Raw genomic sequence first — 21,523 nt, 5'->3', positions numbered from 1 at the left:
ATGCTGTAGCTGAAAGCTTCTTTAAATCTTTGAAAACGGAATTGATTTATGGAAACAGACTGATTTTTAAAGAACAAATGAAACTAGAAATCTTTGTATACATTGAAATTTGGTACAATCGAAAAAGAAGACATTCTGTTTTGAATTACAAAAAAATCGAAGAATTTAACAATCAAATTAATTACAAAAATGTAGCTTAATTTAATATGCAGTTTTTATTTGCATATCATAGATTCTTATACTAATGTTGATGAATGGGAAGAAAAAGCAAAAGATTTGGCTTCCCGTTACATCCAGAATTTTGAACGCTATACGGATACCGAAGAAGGAAAACGTTTAGTGGCTTCCGGACCAACATTAGAACCGGTATTGTTCTAAATTAGAGAAACTATTTTTTAAATGTTGGGAGGCATTTTTAAAATAGTTATTTTTATACGAGTTAATAATTATTACACAATCAAAAGACAAATTAGAATTAAGATTTATTAAATTTTATAATTGAATTTATGAGTAAAGAAAAATTAAGAAGAGACGCCTTATTATACCATTCAGAACCACAACCTGGAAAAATCAAAATAGTACCTACAAAACCTTATGCCACACAACGTGATTTAGGATTGGCTTATTCTCCGGGAGTAGCCGAGCCTTGTTTAGAAATTGCTGCTGATGTCAATAACGTCTATAAATATACCGCTAAAGGAAACTTAGTTGCAGTAATATCTAACGGAACTGCTGTTTTGGGATTGGGAGATATTGGTCCGGAAGCTTCTAAACCCGTAATGGAAGGAAAGTCGTTATTGTTTAAAATTTTTGCTGACATTGACAGTATCGACATTGAATTAGATACCAAGGATGTGGATAAATTCATTGAAACGGTAAAAATCATGGCGCCTACTTTTGGAGGAATTAATTTGGAAGACATTAAAGCGCCGGAAGCATTTGAAATCGAAAGAAGACTTAAAGAAGAATTGGATATTCCTGTAATGCATGACGATCAGCATGGAACCGCAATTATATCGGCTGCTGCCTTATTGAATGCCTTGGAAATTACCAATAAAAAAATAGAAGAAGTACGTATTGTAGTCAGTGGAGCTGGAGCTGCCGCTGTTTCTTGTACTAAATTATATAAAGCTTTTGGTGCCCGTGCTGAAAACATTGTGATGTTAGACAGTAAAGGGGTAATTAGAAGTGACAGAGAAAATTTATCTGGGGAGAAATTAGAATTTGCTTCAGACAGAAAGATTGATACTTTGGAAGAAGCTATGGTCGATGCCGATGTTTTCATAGGTCTATCTATTGCTGATGTTGTTAATCCGGAGATGTTGTTGTCTATGGCAAAAGATCCGATTGTTTTTGCTATGGCAAATCCAGATCCTGAGATTGCTTATGAACTGGCGGTGCAAACCAGAAAAGACATTATCATGGCAACAGGACGTTCAGATCATCCTAATCAGGTGAATAACGTTTTGGGATTCCCATATATTTTTAGAGGTGCTTTGGATGTCAGAGCAACAAAAATTAACGAGGCTATGAAAATGGCTGCCGTTAAAGCTTTGGCCGAATTAGCAAAAGAATCTGTTCCTGAGCAGGTGAATATTGCTTATGGCGAAACGCGTCTGGCTTTTGGTAGAGATTACATCATCCCTAAACCTTTTGACCCAAGATTAATTTATTCAGTTCCTCCGGCTGTTGCTAAAGCGGCAATGGATTCAGGTGTAGCCCGAATTGCTATTGAAGATTGGGATAATTACAAAGAAGAATTGTTATTGCGTTCAGGTAATGATAATAAGGTAGTTCGTATGCTTCACAATAGAGCAAAAACAAATCCTAAAAAGATTGTATTTGCCGAAGCAGATCAATTAGATGTTTTAAAAGCAGCCCAAATTGTCTATGAAGAAGGAATTGCTATTCCTATTTTATTAGGTAATAAAGAAACTATTGTAGAGCTTAAAAAAGAGTTGGATTTTAATGCCGATGTTGTGATTATTGATTCTAAAGATGCTGAATCTAAGGACAAAAGAACACAATATGCTGAGAAATATTGGAACAACAGAAAAAGAAGCGGAGCCACTTTATACAGTTCTCAGTCAAAAATGAGAGAGCGCAACTATTTTGGGGCTATGATGGTTCTTGAAGGTGACGCTGACGGAATGATTTCGGGTTATACCAGAGCCTATCCAACAGTTGTAAAACCTATTTTTGAAGTGATTGGAAGAGCTGCTAATGTGAAAAAAGTAGCTACGGTTAATATTTTGGCAACCGAAAGAGGACCAATGTTTTTAGCTGATACAGCTATTAATATCGAACCAACAGCAGAAGAATTAGCCGATATTGCCCAAATGACGGCAAATGTTGCGACCACTTTTGGTTTTGATTCTGTTATTGCAATGCTTTCGTATTCTAATTTTGGTTCATCAACTCATCCTAATTCTGCTAAAGTTAGAAAAGCAGTAAGCATTTTGCATGAAAACAATCCTGAATTAGTAGTGGATGGAGACATTCAAACTGATTTTGCCTTGAATACCGAATTGTTAGAAAAGACTTTTCCTTTTTCAAAATTAGCAGGTAAAAAAGTAAATACGCTTGTTTTTCCAAATTTAGAATCGGCTAATATCACTTATAAACTGATGAAGGAATTGAATAAATCCGAATCCATTGGACCTATTATGATGGGATTAAATGAGCCGGTTCATATTCTTCAATTAGGTGCAAGCGTGAACGAAATCGTGAATATGACTGCTGTAGCTGTAGTTGATGCCCAGGAGCGTGAAAAAACAAGAAAAGCTTAATAACATGGCTATTCACAAAAAAAATAGCTTTCGAAAAAAGCTTCATTTTGTCGTATTATTGCTCTTTTTTCAAATCTCAATTTTTGCTTAATCAGATTTGGAGAGGCTGTCCTGAAAGTTATTTTCGGACAGCCTTTTGCTTTTTAATAGTTCAGTTTTTTATACTGCATAGGAGATAAGCCAATTTGGTTTTTAAAGGAACGTGAAAAATAATAAGGATCATCAAAGCCTACTTCTTTAGCTATTTCTTTAATATTAAGATTGGTGAAATGAAGGTATTCGCAGGACTTTTGTATTTTTAATCTAATGAAATATTGAATAGGAGAATATCCAGTTTTTTGTTTGAACAGTTCCGAATACCTGGAAATGGAGTAACAAGCCTGATTAGCTAATGCTTCAATAGTTAGTATTTCGTTCAAATTTTTTTTCATAAAAATAATAGAGTGACTTATTGCATCATCAATATTGTTTTCCAGAGTGTTTGTATAGCACAAAGAACTTAAGAGACCAATTAATTTGAAGTGTGTGAGTTCAATTTTTTCATCATCAAAATCATTTTCTAATAGTTTTATTATTTCGTTCAATACTATAATTCGATTTTCATCGAATGCAATTTTGACGGCTTCCTGGTTAGATACCGAAAAACGCTTATACAGTGTGGCTGCATAATTTCCCGAAAAATGAATCCAATAGATACTCCAGGCATCTTTTGATGAACTTCCGTACTTGTGTGCTGTGTTTTTTGGAATAATAAATGCGGTATTAGGAGTTAATGTAATTGTTTTTTTATTGATTCTAACCCAGCCTTCTCCCTCAAGACAGTATAAAAAAATGTATTCTTCGATACCATTTTTTCTGGAGCGATTATGATGTTTGGCATTAGGAAAATAACCAATAGCATCAGGAAACAGATTTTGGAAAAAAGGCTGTTGTTGTGCTTTTTCTTTTTGTTCCGGAGAGAGGACCACCATGGTTTGTCCTAAGAAGCCTTCTTTAATTTTTGTTTTCGGTAGATTGTTCATTATAAAATTGGTATTTCTATGTATATTGAAACATGGTCGTAAGATAATCCATTTATTTCAATAAATAATCCATTTGTAGATGAATTCGTAAATGTATTTTTGTTTTAGTATTAATTCAATCACAATATAATTTTATGATAAATAAAAATAAGCAATTTAATAATTCCTATTTGTTTGCAATATCTATGGTTTCGGCAATGGGAGGATTACTTTTTGGTTACGACTGGGTTGTTATAGGCGGAGCCAAACCTTTTTATGAACGCTTTTTTGATATTACCACATCGGCTAATTTACAAGCCTGGGCTATGAGTTCGGCTTTGATTGGTTGTATTGTTGGAGCGGTAGTATCTGGAGTAATTAGTGATAAGTTTGGTCGAAAATGGCCGCTATTACTTTCGGCTTTCTTGTTTACAGTAGCTTCATTAGGAACAGGATTAGCATCGACTTATTGGGTATTTGTTATTTTTCGAATAATTGGTGGTGTGGGAATTGGTCTGGCGTCAGCACTTTCACCGATGTATATTGCCGAAGTGGCTCCATCTCATCTAAGGGGACGTTTTGTTTCTTTAAACCAAATGACACTTGTAATAGGTATTCTTGCAGCGCAAATTGTCAATCTGTTGATTGCCGATAAAGTTCCAGCAGGAGTGAGTGATGCATTTATTCGTGATTCATGGAACGGACAAATGGGTTGGCGATGGATGTTTTTTGCCTGTGCAGTACCTTCGGTAGTGTTTTTTCTATTGGTATTTACGCTTCCCGAAAGTCCCCGTTGGTTGATGAAAGCAGGAAAAGAGGATAAGGCTTTCCCAACGCTGAATAAAATTGGCGGTGAAGAGTATGCCCGAGAAGAAATGACTAATATAAAGGCAACTATAGATGATATTACTGAAAAAGTTGATTTTAAGGCACTTTTCAATCCTAAATTCAGAGATGTATTACTGATTGGAATTGTGGTGGCTGTTTTCCAGCAATGGTGTGGAATCAATACCGTTTTTAATTATGCCGAAGAAATCTTTACAGCTGCAGGTTATGGCGTAAGCGATACCTTGTTCAATATTGTGATTACCGGAACGGTAAATCTGGTATTTACCTTGGTTGCTATGTTTACAGTGGACAAATGGGGAAGAAAAAAACTGATGGTTCTAGGGGCATCGGGCTTGGCGATTACTTATTTACTTTTAGGTTCTGCGTTTTATTTTGAATTGAAAGGTGTGGCTGTTCTTTCGTTGGTTGTAGTAGCCATTGCTATTTATGCGATGTCATTGGCACCTATTACCTGGGTTATTCTTTCTGAAATTTTTCCTAATCGTGTGCGTGGAGCAGCTATGGCTTTGGCAACTTTTGCCTTGTGGATAGCCTGTTTTATTCTTACTTATACTTTTCCGTTACTTAATGAATCGCTCGGTGCAGCCGGTACTTTCTGGGTGTATGCAGGAATTTGTGTTCTTGGATTTTTGTTCATTTTGGTAAAATTACCGGAAACAAAAGGAAAAACATTGGAAGAAATTGAAAGTGAATTGGTGAAGTAATTTATGGCAAAAAATAAAATTAAGTAATTATAAAAATATAAAAGATGAGTGTTAAAGCTTGGCAAGAGGAGGTAATTATTCCTACTTATGAAATTGGGAAAGCAGAAAAGAATCCTATTTTTCTTGAAAAAAGAGTATATCAGGGAAGTAGCGGAGTAGTTTATCCGTATCCTGTGGTGGAGAAAATTGAAGATGAGAAAAAAGATAAAAGCTATCAAGCCGTTTATTTAGAAAATGAATATATCAAGGTGATGATATTACCCGAGTTGGGTGGTCGTGTGCAAATGGCTTATGACAAAATCAAAAAACGCCATTTTATTTATTACAATCAGGTGATTAAGCCTGCTTTGGTGGGGCTTACAGGACCATGGATTTCAGGAGGAATCGAATTCAACTGGCCGCAACACCACCGTCCGAGTACTTTTTTACCGGTAGATCATACTATTGAAAATAATGCCGATGGTAGTATTACCGTTTGGGTGAGTGAAAACGAAAAAATGTTCCACCAAAAAGGGATGGCCGGATTTACATTACATCCGGGAAAAGCCTATTTAGAAATTAAAGGGAAATTATACAATCCAACACCTGTTCCGCAAACGTTCTTGTGGTGGGCAAATCCTGCTGTGGCGGTGAACGAACATTATCAGTCGGTTTTTCCACCGGATGTACATGCGGTTTTTGACCATGGAAAACGTGATGTTTCGACATTCCCTATTGCAACAGGAACTTATTATAAAATAGATTATTCGGCTGGAGTTGATATTTCAAACTATAGAAATATTCCAGTTCCGACTTCTTATATGGCTATCAACTCTGATTTTAACTTTGTAGGAGGTTATGAGAATGATACCCAGGCAGGTGTACTTCATGTGGCCAATCATCATATTTCACCGGGAAAAAAACAATGGACTTGGGGGAATGGTGATTTTGGAAAAGCCTGGGACAGAAATCTTACCGATGAAGACGGACCTTATATCGAATTGATGGCAGGGGTTTATACTGATAATCAGCCAGATTTTACTTGGATGCAACCTTATGAAGAAAAAACTTTTACTCAATATTTCCTGCCTTATCGCGAACTGGGTGTAGTGAAAAATGCCTCTCAGGATTTGCTTTTAAATATTGATAAAGCAGGAGACAAAGCCATTGTAAAGATTTTTGCTACTTCATTACAGAAAAATGCAAAGGTAGTACTAGAAGCTTTTTTTGAAGAAACTTTAGACTTGAGTCCAGAGCATGTTTTTGAACGTGAAATTTCAGTTGGTGACATTGCTCTTATCGATTTAAAGTTAGTCGTTTATTCTGAAAAAGGCAGAGAATTGTTAAGTATAAAAGCAGAAGAACAAGAAGCGACAGCAACTCCTGAAGCGGCAAAAGCTGCTTTTTCTCCTGAAGAAACGCCTACTTGTGAGCAGTTGTATCTTACAGGATTGCATTTAGAACAATACCGTCATGCTACTTATCTGGCTATCGATTATTATCAGGAAGCCTTGAAACGAGATCCTTCTGACGTTAGAAATAATAATGCAATGGGACTTTGGTTGCTACGTCGTGGGAAATTTGCTGAATCTGAAAAGTATTTCCAGGCGGCCATAGATACCCAATTACAGCGAAACCCAAATCCGTATGATGGAGAACCTCGCTATAATTTAGGGCTTGCTTTACAGTACCAAGGAAAAAACAAGGAAGCCTACGCTGCATTTTATAAATCATGTTGGAATGCTGCCATGCAGGATGCCGGATATTTTGGTTGCGCACAAATTTCTTGTGTTCAAGATAATCTGACTGATGCATTATATGAAATTGATAAGTCTTTAACCCGCAACTGGCACAACCACAAAGCACGTACCTTAAAAACGGCAATTTTACGAAAGTTAGGAAACGTAAAAGAAGCCTTGTCACTGATAGAAGATTCGTTGAAAATTGACTTATTCAATTTTGGATGTCGTTTCGAAGAATACCTTATTTCAAATTCGGCTGCTACTTTGGAAGAAATGAATAAGTTAATGCGTGGCGAAATTCATAATTATGAAGTGGTGGCATTGGATTATATTGCTGCAGGAATGTATGATGAAGCTGTTCAATTATTGGAAGAAGGAATCAAAGTATGTCCAACAACTCCAATGACCTATTACTATATTGGTTGGGCGTTGCATTTAGCCAACAAAGATGCTAAAGCAGCATTTGAAACAGCCGCCAATCATGCACCTGAATATTGTTTTCCTAATCGTCTGGAAGCAATTTCAGCATTGGAAACAGCACAAAAAGTAAATCCAACTGACTCCAAAGCACCTTATTATTTAGGGAATTTATGGTATGACAAACGTCAATATTCTGAAGCTATTGCAAGTTGGGAAAAGTCTGTTGAAATTGACGGTACATTCCCTACGGTGGTGAGAAATCTTTCTTTGGCTTATTTTAATAAATTGCAACAGGAAGAAAAAGCACTTCAATATCTGGAAAAAGCTTTTTCATTAGATACGACTGATTCCCGTATCCTGATGGAGTTGGATCAATTGTACAAGCGTCTTTGCAAACCACACGCAGAGCGATTGGCCTTTTTGGAAAAATATTTCAGTCTGGTAGAACAACGTGATGATGTTTATTTGGAATACGTTACTTTGTGTAACCAATTAGGGGATTATGCAAAAGCGATTGCATTAATTGACAATCGTATTTTTCATCCTTGGGAAGGTGGCGAAGGAAAAGTTCCGGCGCAATACCAATTGGCAAGAGTAGAATTAGCCAAACAATTATTGGCAAAAAAAGAATTTGGTAGTGCTATAAAATTATTGGACGAATGTCTGGAGTATCCACACAATTTGGGTGAAGGAAAATTATATGGTGCTCAGGAAAATGATTTTCATTATTGGTTGGGCTGTGCTTATGAAGCTTTGGAACAAATAGATGAAGCTAAAAAATATTGGGAGCTGGCTAAAGACGGAAATACAGAACCAGCCGCAGCCATTTTCTATAACGATCAAAAACCGGATAAAATATTTTATCAGGGATTGGCATTATTAAAATTAGGATTAGTTGAAGAAGCGAATACGAGATTTGACAAATTGATTGCTTTTGGAACAAAACATTTGAACGAAATTATCAAACTGGATTATTTTGCAGTATCATTGCCTGACTTATTGATTTGGGAGGATGATTTAACTTTCCGCAATAAAATCCATTGTCATTACATGCTTGGTTTAGGTAATTTTGGATTAGGCGAAATAGCTAAAACAAAAATACATCTGAACGAAGCAGCGAAAATGGATGTAAACCATCAGGGAGTTCAACAGCATTTGTCAATAGTTAATGAATGTACAGTAATTAATTCAGAAATTGCATAAGAATTTGGCAAATACATTTAATTTCCTATTTATGAAAAAAAATAAAATTTCGAAATCACTATTGAGTATTGCTTATGTTGTTTTAGGTACTTTTTCGATATCGGCACAAACGAATTATTCGATTGATATTACTAAAGTGAATACCGAAGTAAAGCGCGGTCATCTTGATTTGGGTGGAAGTAATGCTAAAGGTGATAAAATCGACGTAAACAGTTTTTATCTGGAACGTAATGGAAAACCTTTTATTCCGGTTATTGGGGAGTTTCATTTTAGTCGTTATCCGCATCAATATTGGGACGAGCAGCTAAAGAAAATGAAAGCCGGTGGGATCACCGTTGTAGCTACTTATGTGTTTTGGAACATGCATGAATTCAAGGAAGGTACTTTCAACTGGAGTGGAGATCTCGATGTTCGTCGATTTACGGAATTGTGTGCCAAAAATGGTTTGGAAGTGCTCATGCGTGTTGGCCCTTTCGCTCATGGCGAAATTCGTAATGGCGGTTTACCGGATTGGTTGTACGGTCGTCCTATTGATGTAAGAAGCAATGATCAGGTCTATTTGTTTTATACCAACCGCTTGTATCAGGAAATAGGCAAACAGTTAAAAGGACTTATGTTTAAAGACGGAGGTCCTATTATTGGTGTGCAATTAGAAAATGAATACCAGCATTCTACAGCTCCTTGGGGATTTACTTATCAGGATGCTCCTAAAGAGCGCACTGTTGCAGGACGTGATAAAAAGATTATTCAGGATGGAGTAGGTATCAATACCATGGGGAATGAATTTGCCGATGTAGGGCGTGACCACATGAAAACACTAAAAAAACTGGCCATTGATGCGGGTTTAATAGCACCTATTTATACGGCTACAGGTTGGGGTTATGCTACTATTGTCGAAAAAGGGTCTATTCCGGTTATGGCGGGTTATGCTTATCCGTTTTGGACAGCTGGAAATAGTCCGTCGCCATTTTATTTGTTTAAAAATATACATCAAAAGCCCGATTATTCTCCAGTGAGTTACGATGTAAATTTATATCCATCTATGGCAGCCGAATTAGGAACCGGAATGGCGGTTACTTATTCACGACGTCCACGTGTTCCGGGTGAAAGTTTTCTTCCTATGATGGTTCGTACGGTGGGAAGTGGCACTAACGGACTTGGGTTTTACATGTATCATGGGGGAACTACACCTTCTATTGGGAATTATTTTTTTACCGAAGGTGCGGGACTTCATAATAAATCGTATGATTATCAGGCTCCAATTGGCGAATTTGGAAATGTAAGCAGCGGCTATTACCCTTTAAAATTGATGAATTACTTTTTGAAAAGCTATGGTAACGATTTAGCACCTTTATACCCAATATTGCCTTCGACTAATGACAGTATCAAAGCAACTGATACCAGTACTTTGCGTTATGTGGTAAGGGGAGATGGCGACAAAGGTTATTTGTTCATGCATAATTTTCAGGATCATTTAGAAACGAAAGATTTAAAAGATTTAAAAATTGATATTACTACCCAATCCGGTGCAATAACTTTTCCTCAGACAGGAACTTTTACATTAAAATCGGGCAGTTCGGCGATTTTTCCTTTTAATGTTAATTATGACGGAATTGCGATTCGTATGGCAATGGTACAGCCATTTTGTAGTTTTACAAATACGAATAAAAAGTACAATATGATGGTTTCTGTTGATGGTATTGCTCCTGAAATTGTACTTAAAGGTAAAGTAAAGGTAAATGGAATTAAAACCTTAACCAGGAATGGAAACACAGTTATAGTTTGTACAGCTGGAAAAACAAATACTTTCGAAATAAACGGCGTTTCCTTTTTAGTTTTACCCAAAAGTGAAGCAGAAAAAGCATATTTGATTGGTGAAAATAATAATCAAAAATTAGTGGTAAGTGAGGCAGTAGTATTAGATAATACCGGAAAAATAACGTTGGTTAGTAATAATCAGGAACAAATTGATTTTTATACTTTTCCGGCTTCCGCCAATGTTACTTCGGTGGATGGAAAAGTGACCAAAGGAAAATCAGCAATTAAAAATATCAGTGCCTGGCAAGTGAGTGTACCTAAAGTAGCTGCCGGTATTCAATTGATTCAGGCTGATAACAGTCATTTTGTGTTAAAAGCAGGCAGTCTTGATTTATCGAAAATAAATGATGTTTTCATCACTTTTGATTACCGTGGTGATCGCGGAATTTGTATGATGAACGGTGAGTTGCAAACAGACGATCTTTATACCAGCAAGCCCTGGACAATAGGTTTAAAAAGATATCAGGAAGCTTTAAAAACAACCGACATGTATTTTTATTTTATGCCCATGCAAAAAGACGCTCCCTATTTGAGTTATCTGGACAAAAAAGTATTGCCTGATTTTAGTGATAAAAAAAGCTTTCTGGAAGTAAAACAGCCTCAAATTTCAGTTGAATATAAGGTAGATGTTGAGTTAAAATAGAAATTGTTATTGTCTGATCATAAGTAAAAAACAGCTCACTCCTTTGGAACTTTATTTAAAAAATGCTATCTGCTACAAACCGTTTACTGTTAACGGAGCTGTTTTAGTCCCATCGGGACTTACTGTTTGTAGCAAAATTGAGTAAGCTAAACAAGCTCCAGAGGAGCGAACTGTTAATTTCCAACATCAGTATTATGTTCCAAATGTTATATAGGGTTGAATCAAATAAATACAATCAAAAATTAACTCATCTTTAATTTTGGTTTGATAGTTGCTAAATGTATTTTTGAAAAAAAAAGATTACTATTAATATATGAAAATATCAAAAATAATTCTTGCTATTGCTTTTTTAATGACCTTGGCAACTCAAGCGCAAACTGCTGGAAAAGCCGGAACTTTTGAGGCTGGAGAAAAAACATTTCTATTAAACGGAAAACCATTTCTAGTGCGTGCTGGTGAAATCCATTTTCCCCGAATTCCGCGTGAATATTGGGAACAACGCATTCAAATGTGTAAAGCCATGGGGATGAATACCATTTGTATTTATCTTTTTTGGAATTTTCACGAGCAACAACCGGATCAATTTGATTTTACAGGACAAAAAGACGTAGCCGAATTTGTGCGATTCGTTCAAAAAAACGGAATGTATTGTGTGGTTCGTCCCGGACCTTATGTTTGTGCAGAATGGGATATGGGCGGTTTGCCTTGGTGGTTATTGAAAAAGAAAGATCTTCAGGTGCGAACGTCTAATGATTCCTATTTTATGGAACGTTCTTTAAAATATTTGAAAGAAGTAGGGAAACAATTGGCTCCGTACCAAATTCAAAATGGCGGAAATATCATCATGGTTCAGGTCGAAAATGAATATGGTGTTTTTGGGAATGATATGGGTTATATGAATCAAATTAAAGATGCTGTACGTGCTTCAGGATTTGACAAGGTTCAATTGTTCCGTTGCGACTGGAGTTCTAATTTCTTCAAATACGATGTCGAGGGAGTTTATACGGCATTGAATTTTGGTGCTGGTTCGAATATTGACAAACAGTTTGAAAAGTATAAAGAAATTTATCCGAAAGCGCCGCTCATGTGCAGCGAATATTGGACAGGTTGGTTTGATTACTGGGGTAGAGCGCATGAAACCCGCTCCATCAGCAGTTTTATAGGCAGTTTAAAAGACATGCTGGATCGCAATATATCCTTTAGTTTGTATATGGCGCATGGTGGAACTTCGTTTGGGCAATGGGGCGGAGCAAATTCACCTCCTTTTGGTGCGATGGTTTCTTCTTATGATTACAATGCTCCCATTAATGAAGCAGGACAACCTACAGACAAGTTTTATGCGGTGCGTGATTTAATGAAAAATTATCTGAATCCGGGTGAAACCATTCCGGAACCACCAGCTAATTATCCGATGATTTCGATTCCTAAAATTACATTTAATGAATCGGCATCGCTTTTTGAAAATCTTCCAAAAGCCAATAAATCGGAATTAATCCAACCAATGGAAAATTTTGATCAGGGTTGGGGACGCATTTTGTATCGTACCAAATTGCCAGAAAGTGCTACTTCATTTGATATAAAAATTAGTGATTTGCATGATTGGGCAGCTATTTATATCAATGGAAAACTGATAGGAAATTTAGATCGTCGTAAAGATCAGAACATCCTAAAAATACCTGCAGCAAAAAAAGGCGATGTTCTGGATATTTTAGTAGATGCTTTAGGGCGGGTTAATTATGGAAAAACGATTATTGACCGCAAAGGAATTACTGAAAAAGTAGAAATGCTAGTCGGCTCAACCGCTACTAATCTGACTAATTGGGAAGTTTTTAATTTTCCGGTAGATTATGATTTTCAGAAGAAAATGAAATTCAAAAAAGCCAAAGCTAATGGTCCGGCCTGGTACAAAGCTACTTTCGAATTGAATGCTGTAGGCGATACTTATATCGATATGAGTTCTTGGGGCAAAGGAATGGTTTGGGTAAACGGATATAATATTGGTCGTTATTGGAAAATTGGACCACAACAAACCTTGTTTATGCCTGGATGTTGGTTGAAAAAAGGAAAAAATGAGATTATCATTCTTGATTTAGAAACTCCAAAACAAGCTCAGGTTACAGGAGTAACGGTTCCTGTTTTAGACAAAATAGTTGTAGACGAATCACTTTTGCACCGTAAAAAAGGAGAAACTTTGGATTTATCTGCTGAAACACCTGTTAACGAAGGAGAGTTAAGCAGTGGTCAGGGTTGGAAAGAAGTCATTTTCGAAAAAGAATTCGAAGGGCAGTATTTTTGTTTTGAAGCCTTAAATTCTCACAATCCTAAAGATACCAGCAGCAGTATTGCTGAAATGGAATTAATTGGCACTGATGGTTTGCCGGTCAATCGTTCTAAATGGAAAATTGCCTATGCAGATAGCGAAGAAGTCTCGGTAGGAAATTATTCGGCTGAAAAAATATTTGACCAACAAGAATCTACTTTTTGGTCGACTGCCTGGACGGTTTCAAAAACGCCACATCCGCATCAGCTTGTTGTAAACATGGAAGAAAGCGTTAAAATTAAAGGATTTAAATACCTGCCGCGAACTGATAAAAGTACCAATGGAAATGTAAAAACCTATCGTTTTTATATTAAACCAAGCTCATTTACAATTAAAAAATAAGGTTCTATAAAATTTGTATGAAATAAAAAGATTTAAACCATTAAGTTCATTAAGTAAATGAAGAGTTACAGTGTTTTTAACCTTCTTAAATTTCTTAATGGTTTAAAAAAATAAATGTTCACAAGATTAATTGTAGCACTAAAAATAATACACAATACTATGAAAAAATTAAATTACGTCTGTTTCTTTTTGGCAATTCTATTTTCTTTAAGCAGTTTTAAAGGAAAAGACGAAGTAATCAATTTGGATGGCAATTGGCATTTTGAAATTGATCGAAATGACGAAGGAATTACCGGAAAATGGTACAACAGAAATCTTTCGGATAATATCAAGTTACCGGGTTCGATGGCTGAATTTTTAAAAGGAGACGAAATCACTTTAAAAACGAAGTGGACAGGATCTATTTATGATAGTTCCTTTTATTTCAGACCGAGTTTAAAAAAATACCGTCAACCGGGAAATATCCATATTCCTTTTTGGCTGACACCGGCAAAACATTATGTTGGAGCTGCCTGGTACCAAAAAGAAGTGAACATTCCTGCCAAATGGAAAGGCAAACGCATTATTCTTCATTTAGAAAGAACACATATTGAAACCAGAGTTTGGGTAAATGATAAAGAAGTAGGATTGCAAAACTCTTTAGTGGCACCGCATGTGTATGATTTAACGTCTTATTTGACCGAAGGAAAACAGCGTATTTCTATTCGAATAAACAACAGCATCAAAGAACTAAATGTAGGACCTGATTCGCACAGTATTACTGATCATACACAGGGAAACTGGAACGGGATTATTGGTAAAATAGCTTTGGAAGCAATTGCTCCCGTTTATATAGATGATGTACAAATTTATCCGGATGTAAAAAACAGAAAAGCGCGAGTAAAAATTACAATCAATAATAGTACTCCAACTATTTTTAGCGGAAAAATAGCTATTTCAGCAAAGAGTTTCAACAGTTCTAAATCGGATAAAACGAAGGAAATAGAGAGTAAAATAGTCGTAGCTCAATCAGATGCTAAAACTATTGAAATCGAATTACCTTTTGGAAAAGGGATGCTGAGCTGGGACGAATTTGATCCTGCCTTGTATCATTTGGATGTAAATTTGGTTGGAAAAGGAATAGAAAACAATAAAGAAGTTCAGTTTGGAATGCGTGAATTCAAAATTGAAGGAAACCGATTTTTAATCAATGGAAATCCTGTTTTTTTGAGAGGAACTTTGCATAACTGTGAATTTCCGTTGACGGGTTATCCCGCAACTACAGTAGATGCCTGGGATAAAATTTTTCGAAAAATCAAATCCTATGGGTTAAATCACGTTCGTTTTCATTCGTGGTGTCCACCGGAAGCGGCTTTTATAGCAGCTGATGTGGTTGGGATTTATTTACAGCCGGAAGGACCAAGTTGGCCTAATCACGGACCTAAAATAGGGTTGGGGCAGCCAATTGATCAGTTTTTGTATGATGAAACAACCAGAATGGCTAAAGAATATGGTAATTACGCTTCATTTACGATGTTATCAGCTGGAAATGAGCCAGCAGGAAATCAGGTGAAATATCTGAATGCTTTTGTTGATTTTTGGAAAGCAAAAGATAGCAGAAGAGTCTATACGGGAATGTCAGTAGGCGGAAGCTGGCCTGTAGTTCCTAATGCTGAATATCAGTCGCGTGGTGGTGTAAGAGGTTTAGAATGGAAAAAAATGCCGGAAACCGAATCAGATTTTAGTGCCGGAATTGCACCGTTTAAAGTTCCTTTTGTAGCACATGAAATTGGTCAGTATTGTGTTTTTCCAAATTTCGAAGAAATTCAAAAATATACAGGAGTTTACAGAGCTAAAAACTTTGAGATGTTCCGTCAGGATTTAGCTGATCATAATATGGCCGATCAGTCTCAAGATTTCCTAAATGCTTCCGGAAAATTACAGGTTTTATGTTATAAAGGCGAAATCGAAAAAATGTTAAGAACGCCGGGTTATGCAGGTTTTCAAGCCTTAGGTTTACAGGATTTTCCAGGTCAGGGAACAGCTCTTGTAGGAGTGCTGGATGCTTTTTTTCAGGAAAAAGGATATGTTACAGCTAAAGAATATTCGAGATTTACTAATTCAACTGTCCCCTTGGCTAAGATTCCAAAATTTGTTTACAATAATGGAGAAACTTTTAAGGCTGAAATTGTTCTTTTTCACTCGGGTAAAACGCCATTGCAAAATGCAGTAATTAGTTGGACCATTAAAAACGAAAAAGGAGCAACTGTTTCTTCCGGAAAATTCGATCCTAAAACATTCGAAAATGGAAATGGAATTTTTGCAGGCAATATTGATTTTGCTTTAAGCGAAATAACAGCAGCTTCCCAACTAAAATTAGAAGTAAAAGTAGATGGTACTGATTTTGCTAACGATTGGGATTTTTGGGTGTATCCAAATAGAAAACCTGAAATATCTTCTTCTGTTTATTATACAAATGTGTTAGATGCGAAAGCAAAAGAAGTGCTGAATAATGGTGGAAAGGTGTTTTTGAATGCATCAGGAAAAGTGGTGAAAGGGAAAGAAGTAGAAATGCATTTTCTACCCGTTTTCTGGAATACGTCCTGGTTTAAAATGCGTCCGCCGCATGTTACAGGAATGCTAATTCAGGATAAAAGTCCCGCTTTTGCTGATTTTCCAACTAGTTTCCATAGTGATTTACAGTGGTGGGATATTCAAAACCGTGCTCAGGTGATGAATTTAGAAGATTTTCCGGCTGATTTTCGTCCGTTGATTCAACCTATTGATACCTGGTTTATGAACCGAAGACTGGCTTTGGTATTTGAAGCACAAGTGGGAAAAGGAAAAATTATAGTGAGCAGTGCTAATTTAGGACCGGATGTTCAAGATAAACCCGCTTCGAGAGAATTGTTTTTCTCACTGCAAAACTATATGAATTCAGATCAATTCAACCCTAAAAATCAATTGACTCTTGATGTGATACAGGATATTTTTGTCAGTCCATCCAAAGAACAATTTCAAACTTATACAAAAGATAGCCCTGATGAGTTGAAGCCCAATTCGAATCAGAATAAGGTGAAGTAAAACAATAGCAATAGCAATATAAAGGACTACGACTTTAACTTTAAGTCGTAGTTTTTTTATGGAAAATTTTAAGGAAAGTCAGTCAAGTCAAAATTAGTAATACGTTAATTTGCTGTTATTTCAATTGGTTTAGGGGGAGTTTTCCGTGTATTTTCAATATTTTTGCAATACATTAGAGTGAAAGAGAATATGATAAAAGAAAATATAAAAGTAATCATTAGTGATTTAGACGGAACATTATTAAACAGTGACCACCGAATTTCAGATTACACCAAAGAGGTTTTTAGAGAATTATACAATCAGAATTATTTAATTATTGTTGCTACAGGTCGTCATCATTTAGACGCCATGCCTATAATTGAAACTTTAGGTTTCCCTATTTATTTAGTAACTTCTAACGGAGCCCGAATTCATGCACCAAATAAAGAATTGCTTTTTGCCACTAACATGGAAAGTGAGGCTGTGAAATCGGTTTTGGAAATGGATATTCCTGCCGAATTTACTACCGTTCTTTTTAAAGAAAATGTTTGGCAAACCAATAAACACAATGATAAATTATTAGAATTTCAAACAGAACTGAATTATGTTCCTGAATTGGTAAACTATAAAGAAGTAACCGATTTTGACGTAATTAAAATATTTTTTACTCACGAAAGTCATGGGAAATTAATTGAGTTAAGAGAAATGATTCTGGAGAAACATCCTGATATTTTTAGTCATGCTTTTAGTTTGCCGCATTGTTTGGAATTTATGGATAAATCAGTTGATAAAAGTGTGGCAATTGCCCGTATTTTAGAAATGGAAAACTATCAATTTCATCAGTCAGTTTCTTTTGGAGATGGTTATAATGACGAAAGAATGCTAACCTCTACAGCTAAAGGTTTATTGATGGGTAATGCTCCTGATAGTTTGAAAAATAAATTGTCTCACCTTGAAGTAATTTTAAAAAATCATGAAGATGGTGTTGCTAATTATTTGGCTGACAAAATATTGAATAATGTGAGTTTGCTGTCTAAATAAACATGAAGTAATGATTGTTTTTTTAACCGCAAAGAATACAGAGATTTGTGTTTTCTTCAGCGCAAAGACCGCAAAGCTTTGTGAATCTTTTAGTTAAGTTGTTTAACTATAGATTAATACAAATTTTTTATTTGTGAACTTAGCGAAACCTTAGTGCTCTTTGCGGTTAAAAAACTTTGTGACTTTTGTGGTTAAATTATTTAGAAAAACAGAATTTTAAATCTGTAAAATCCGTGTTAATCTGTGGCAAAAAAAGCCACAAAAGTAAACATCACTTTCTTTGTTTTTCTGTCTAAAATAATCCTAAATTTGCATTCTTATAAAATCAACGAAATACGTATCTAAATGAGCAATACAATCACTACTACTAATTTTAATTTTCCAGGGCAAAAATCAGTTTACAGAGGAAAAGTAAGAGAAGTTTATAATATTAATGACGAATTATTAGTAATGGTGGCAACCGACAGGCTTTCGGCTTTTGATGTTGTTTTACCAAAAGGAATTCCGTATAAAGGACAAATCCTAAACCAAATTGCTACTAAATTCATGGAGTTGACTCAGGATATTGTTCCAAACTGGTTGATTGCTACTCCGGATCCAAGTGTTGCTGTAGGTCATTTATGTGAGCCTTTCAAGGTAGAAATGGTTATTAGAGGTTATTTATCAGGTCATGCTTCACGCGAATATGCTGCTGGAAAAAGGCAAATTTGTGGAGTAGCGATGGCCGAAGGTCTAAAAGAAAATGATAAATTTCCGGAGCCAATTATCACACCAACTACAAAAGCCGATAATGGAGAACACGATGCTGATATTTCCAGAGAAGACATTCTTTCTAAAGGAATCGTAAGTGAAGAAGATTATTTAGTTTTAGAAAAATATACCAGAGCTTTGTTTCAAAGAGGAACTGAAATTGCTGCCAGCCGCGGATTGATTTTAGTGGATACTAAATATGAATTTGGAAAAACAAAAGAAGGAAAAATTGTATTGATTGACGAAATCCATACTCCGGATTCTTCCCGTTATTTTTATGCCGAAGGTTATCAGGAAAGACAAGACAACGGACAAGAGCAAAAACAATTATCGAAAGAATTTGTACGTCGTTGGTTAATTGAAAATGGTTTCCAAGGACAAGAAGGACAACAAATTCCTGAAATGACGGATGCTTATATCGAAACGGTTTCGGACAGATATATTGAATTATATGAAAATATCATTGGAGAAAAATTTGTAAAAGCTGATATTTCGAACATCAATGAAAGAATCGAAAAGAATGTTTTGGCTTATTTATCAGGCCAAAAATAATTTCGAAAAGAATTAAAAATCAAAAGTCGCAATTTCAAAAATAGAAAATTGCGACTTTTTTTATGAATTGTTAGAAACGGTATTATTTAAAATAAGAGAAAGTTTCATTGTTCTCTATTTTAAGTATCGTTTCATAAATCAATTTGATTACGTTTTCAACATCTTCTTTATGTACCATTTCGACTGTGGTGTGCATGTAACGCAACGGAAGAGAAATCAAAGCCGAAGCCACTCCGCCATTACTGTAGGCAAAAGCATCAGTATCGGTTCCTGTAACGCGTGAAGAAGCCAGACGTTGAAAAGGAATTTCTTTTTCTTCGGCAGTAGTAATAATTAAGTCTCTCAAATTGTTTTGTACAGCCGGAGCATAAGTAATAACCGGGCCTTTACCAATTTTTGTTTCGCCTTCGATTTTCTTATCAATCATTGGAGTAGTAGAATCGTGGCACACATCAGTAATAATGGCAACATTTGGTTTTATGGTTTGTGTAATCATTTCGGCACCACGCAAACCTACTTCTTCCTGAACGGCATTGGTAATATACAATCCAAAAGGTAATTTTACTTTGTTTTCATGCAAAAGTCGGGCAACTTCAGCAATCATAAAACCACCCATGCGATTATCGATAGCTCGACAAACTAATTTGTTTTCGTTTAAAACTATAAATTCGTCGGGATAAGTAATCACACACCCCACATGAACACCTAGTTTTTCAACCTGTTCTTTAGTTTCGCAACCTAAATCAATAAAGATATTGCTGATTTTTGGATTTTCTTCCTTGTCTCTGTTTCGGGTGTGTATAGCTGGCCAACCGAAAACACCTTTTACAATACCATTTTTAGTATGAATGTTTACACGTTTTGAAGGTGCAATTTGGTGATCAGAACCTCCGTTTCTAATTACGTATATCAAACCGTCTTCGGTAATATAATTTACATACCAGGAAATTTCATCGGCGTGACCTTCAATTACAACTTTAAAAGGAGCGTCCGGGTTGATGATTCCTACAGCTGTTCCGTAGGTGTCGGTCATAAAAGTATCAACATACGGCTTAAGATATTTCATCCATATCTTTTGTCCACTGCTTTCGTAACCTGTTGGCGAAGCATTATTAAGGTAGCTTTCTAAAAAAGCCATTGAATCATTGTTCAGTATTGATTTTGTACTCATAAAAATATTTTTTCGCTAAAATATAAATTTGCTATTACAGTTGCATAGATATTGTATAATTTTACATCAAAATATTGTCTTTATGAAATCTGTTTATTTTTTAATATTCTTTTTATTTGTATCATTTTATGGTTTTAGTCAGGGAGTAGTACCTTATGACCCCAATGCTATGGGATATGTGCTGACCGAAAAAGACAGTGTATTAAGTGATACAATAAGACTGCCTGAGATTATTATTTCAAATGAAAAACTCGATCCTGAAGCTAAAAAGCAATACCTCATTTTGCAAAGTCGTGTTTACAGAACCTATCCTTATGCTAAATTAGCTGCTGATAGACTGGTGAATTTGAATAAAGGGATGGATCGTCTTACATCTGAAAGAGAAAAGAAAAGGTATTTTAAAATAGTTGAAGACTATCTTACTAATGAGTTTGAAGCTAGGCTTAAAAAATTGTCTCGTAGTCAGGGACGAATTTTAGTAAAGCTAATCCATCGCCAGACAGGAACAACGACTTATGAATTGATTAAGAAATTGAAAAGTGGCTGGAAAGCTTTCTGGTCTAATACAGCAGCGAGTATGTTTGATATCAATTTGAAATCTGAATATGCACCTTTTGAATCTAACGAGGATTATTTAATAGAAAATATTCTCAAAGAAGCCTTTGAAACCGGTCGATTACCAAACCAGCCGGCAGCAACTCCTGTAGATGTGGATAAGTTAAATGAGTATTGGGAATCTAAATTGTCTGCTAAACCTTAAAAATCTAATCATACCTTATATAAGAAGCTTACACTATATTTATATTACAGTGTAAGCTTTTTTATTTTGAAGCTCTTTCCCGCTATCCGCTATATCTCTTGTGTCCGCTGTCGCTACCACAAGAGGATGCCGCTGCTATCGGGGCTAGGGTTGTGCGGTTAAAATGATATTGGTTGCTATAATTGTTAGATAAAGCTCTTAGCGAATCTCTGTGTTTTCTTTGAGTATCTCTGCGAAACAACTTCTGATAAACTCCAAAATCCTACAAAAGCTAAAAAATAAAAACCACGTTTTCAGTTGATTAAAAAATACTTTCAAAATAGTTTCGAAAAGTTATTGTCAAAACGAATAAAGGTTCTACTTTTGCACCCGCAACAGCGCAGACGTTCTTTAAAAT

Annotated in this window: 13 protein-coding genes; 11 read left to right on the top strand and 2 right to left on the bottom strand. The window is 35.7% G+C overall.

Features of this window, described 5'->3' with window-relative positions; genetic code table 11:
* The first annotated feature begins 29 nt into the window (after nt 1-29).
* The 3 genes from FDM27_RS12820 (at nt 30) to FDM27_RS12815 (ending at nt 2,789) form a co-directional block, all read left to right on the top strand.
* Nucleotides 30-200, top strand: coding sequence for an IS3 family transposase (locus FDM27_RS12820; RefSeq protein WP_140487002.1), 171 nt, complete (start codon nt 30-32; stop codon nt 198-200).
* A gap of 19 nt (nt 201-219) precedes the next feature.
* Complete coding sequence (locus FDM27_RS16085) at nt 220-378, top strand: hypothetical protein (protein WP_181161679.1); 159 nt, start codon at nt 220-222, stop codon at nt 376-378.
* Nucleotides 379-506: 128 nt separating this feature from the next.
* Complete coding sequence (locus tag FDM27_RS12815; RefSeq protein WP_140487000.1) at nt 507-2,789, top strand: NADP-dependent malic enzyme; 2,283 nt, start codon at nt 507-509, stop codon at nt 2,787-2,789.
* Nucleotides 2,790-2,932: 143 nt separating this feature from the next.
* Here FDM27_RS12815 and FDM27_RS12810 read toward each other — a convergent pair whose 3' ends face one another.
* Entirely contained in the window at nt 2,933-3,811 is an 879-nt protein-coding gene (locus FDM27_RS12810) for an AraC family transcriptional regulator (RefSeq protein ID WP_140486998.1), read from the bottom strand.
* Between the two features lie 83 nt (nt 3,812-3,894).
* On the opposite strand from FDM27_RS12810, the gene FDM27_RS12805 reads away from it, so the two are divergent.
* The 7 genes from FDM27_RS12805 to FDM27_RS12775 all read left to right on the top strand — a co-directional run bounded on the left by FDM27_RS12805 (nt 3,895) and on the right by FDM27_RS12775 (nt 19,195).
* Nucleotides 3,895-5,343, top strand: coding sequence for a sugar porter family MFS transporter (locus tag FDM27_RS12805; RefSeq protein WP_317133613.1), 1,449 nt, complete (start codon nt 3,895-3,897; stop codon nt 5,341-5,343).
* A gap of 44 nt (nt 5,344-5,387) precedes the next feature.
* Nucleotides 5,388-8,687, top strand: a complete 3,300-nt coding sequence (locus tag FDM27_RS12800; protein WP_140486994.1) for a DUF5107 domain-containing protein — start codon at nt 5,388-5,390, stop codon at nt 8,685-8,687.
* 31 nt (nt 8,688-8,718) lie between these two features.
* Nucleotides 8,719-11,148 carry a beta-galactosidase gene (locus FDM27_RS12795; protein ID WP_140486991.1) on the top strand — a complete coding sequence of 810 codons (2,430 nt, stop codon included), beginning with the start codon at nt 8,719-8,721 and terminating at the stop codon, nt 11,146-11,148.
* Nucleotides 11,149-11,461: 313 nt separating this feature from the next.
* Entirely contained in the window at nt 11,462-13,810 is a 2,349-nt protein-coding gene (locus FDM27_RS12790) for a beta-galactosidase (protein WP_140486989.1), read from the top strand.
* Between the two features lie 159 nt (nt 13,811-13,969).
* Nucleotides 13,970-16,873 (top strand): sugar-binding domain-containing protein, encoded by a 2,904-nt coding sequence (locus FDM27_RS12785; protein ID WP_140486986.1) that lies wholly within the window; start codon nt 13,970-13,972, stop codon nt 16,871-16,873.
* A gap of 189 nt (nt 16,874-17,062) precedes the next feature.
* Nucleotides 17,063-17,893, top strand: a complete 831-nt coding sequence (locus FDM27_RS12780; RefSeq protein WP_140486984.1) for an HAD family hydrolase — start codon at nt 17,063-17,065, stop codon at nt 17,891-17,893.
* 345 nt (nt 17,894-18,238) lie between these two features.
* Nucleotides 18,239-19,195: a phosphoribosylaminoimidazolesuccinocarboxamide synthase gene (locus tag FDM27_RS12775; protein ID WP_140486982.1), complete on the top strand. Its 957-nt coding sequence runs from the start codon at nt 18,239-18,241 to the stop codon at nt 19,193-19,195.
* Nucleotides 19,196-19,277: 82 nt separating this feature from the next.
* Here the strand turns inward: FDM27_RS12775 and FDM27_RS12770 are convergent, their stop codons facing one another.
* Nucleotides 19,278-20,366, bottom strand: a complete 1,089-nt coding sequence (locus tag FDM27_RS12770; RefSeq protein WP_140486980.1) for a M42 family metallopeptidase — start codon at nt 20,364-20,366, stop codon at nt 19,278-19,280.
* Nucleotides 20,367-20,448: 82 nt separating this feature from the next.
* Between FDM27_RS12770 and FDM27_RS12765 the strand changes: the two genes are divergently transcribed.
* A complete protein-coding gene (locus FDM27_RS12765; RefSeq protein WP_071185609.1) occupies nt 20,449-21,126 on the top strand; it encodes a DUF4294 domain-containing protein in 678 nt (225 codons plus the stop codon).
* Nucleotides 21,127-21,523 lie beyond the last annotated feature (397 nt).

The sequence above is a fragment of the Flavobacterium sp. GSA192 genome, assembly GCF_006386525.1.
In the GTDB taxonomy this organism is placed as follows: Bacteria; Bacteroidota; Bacteroidia; order Flavobacteriales; family Flavobacteriaceae; genus Flavobacterium; species Flavobacterium commune.
The sequence above is the reverse complement of the archived record's forward strand: the minus strand, read 5'-3'. Positions and strand labels throughout refer to the sequence as shown.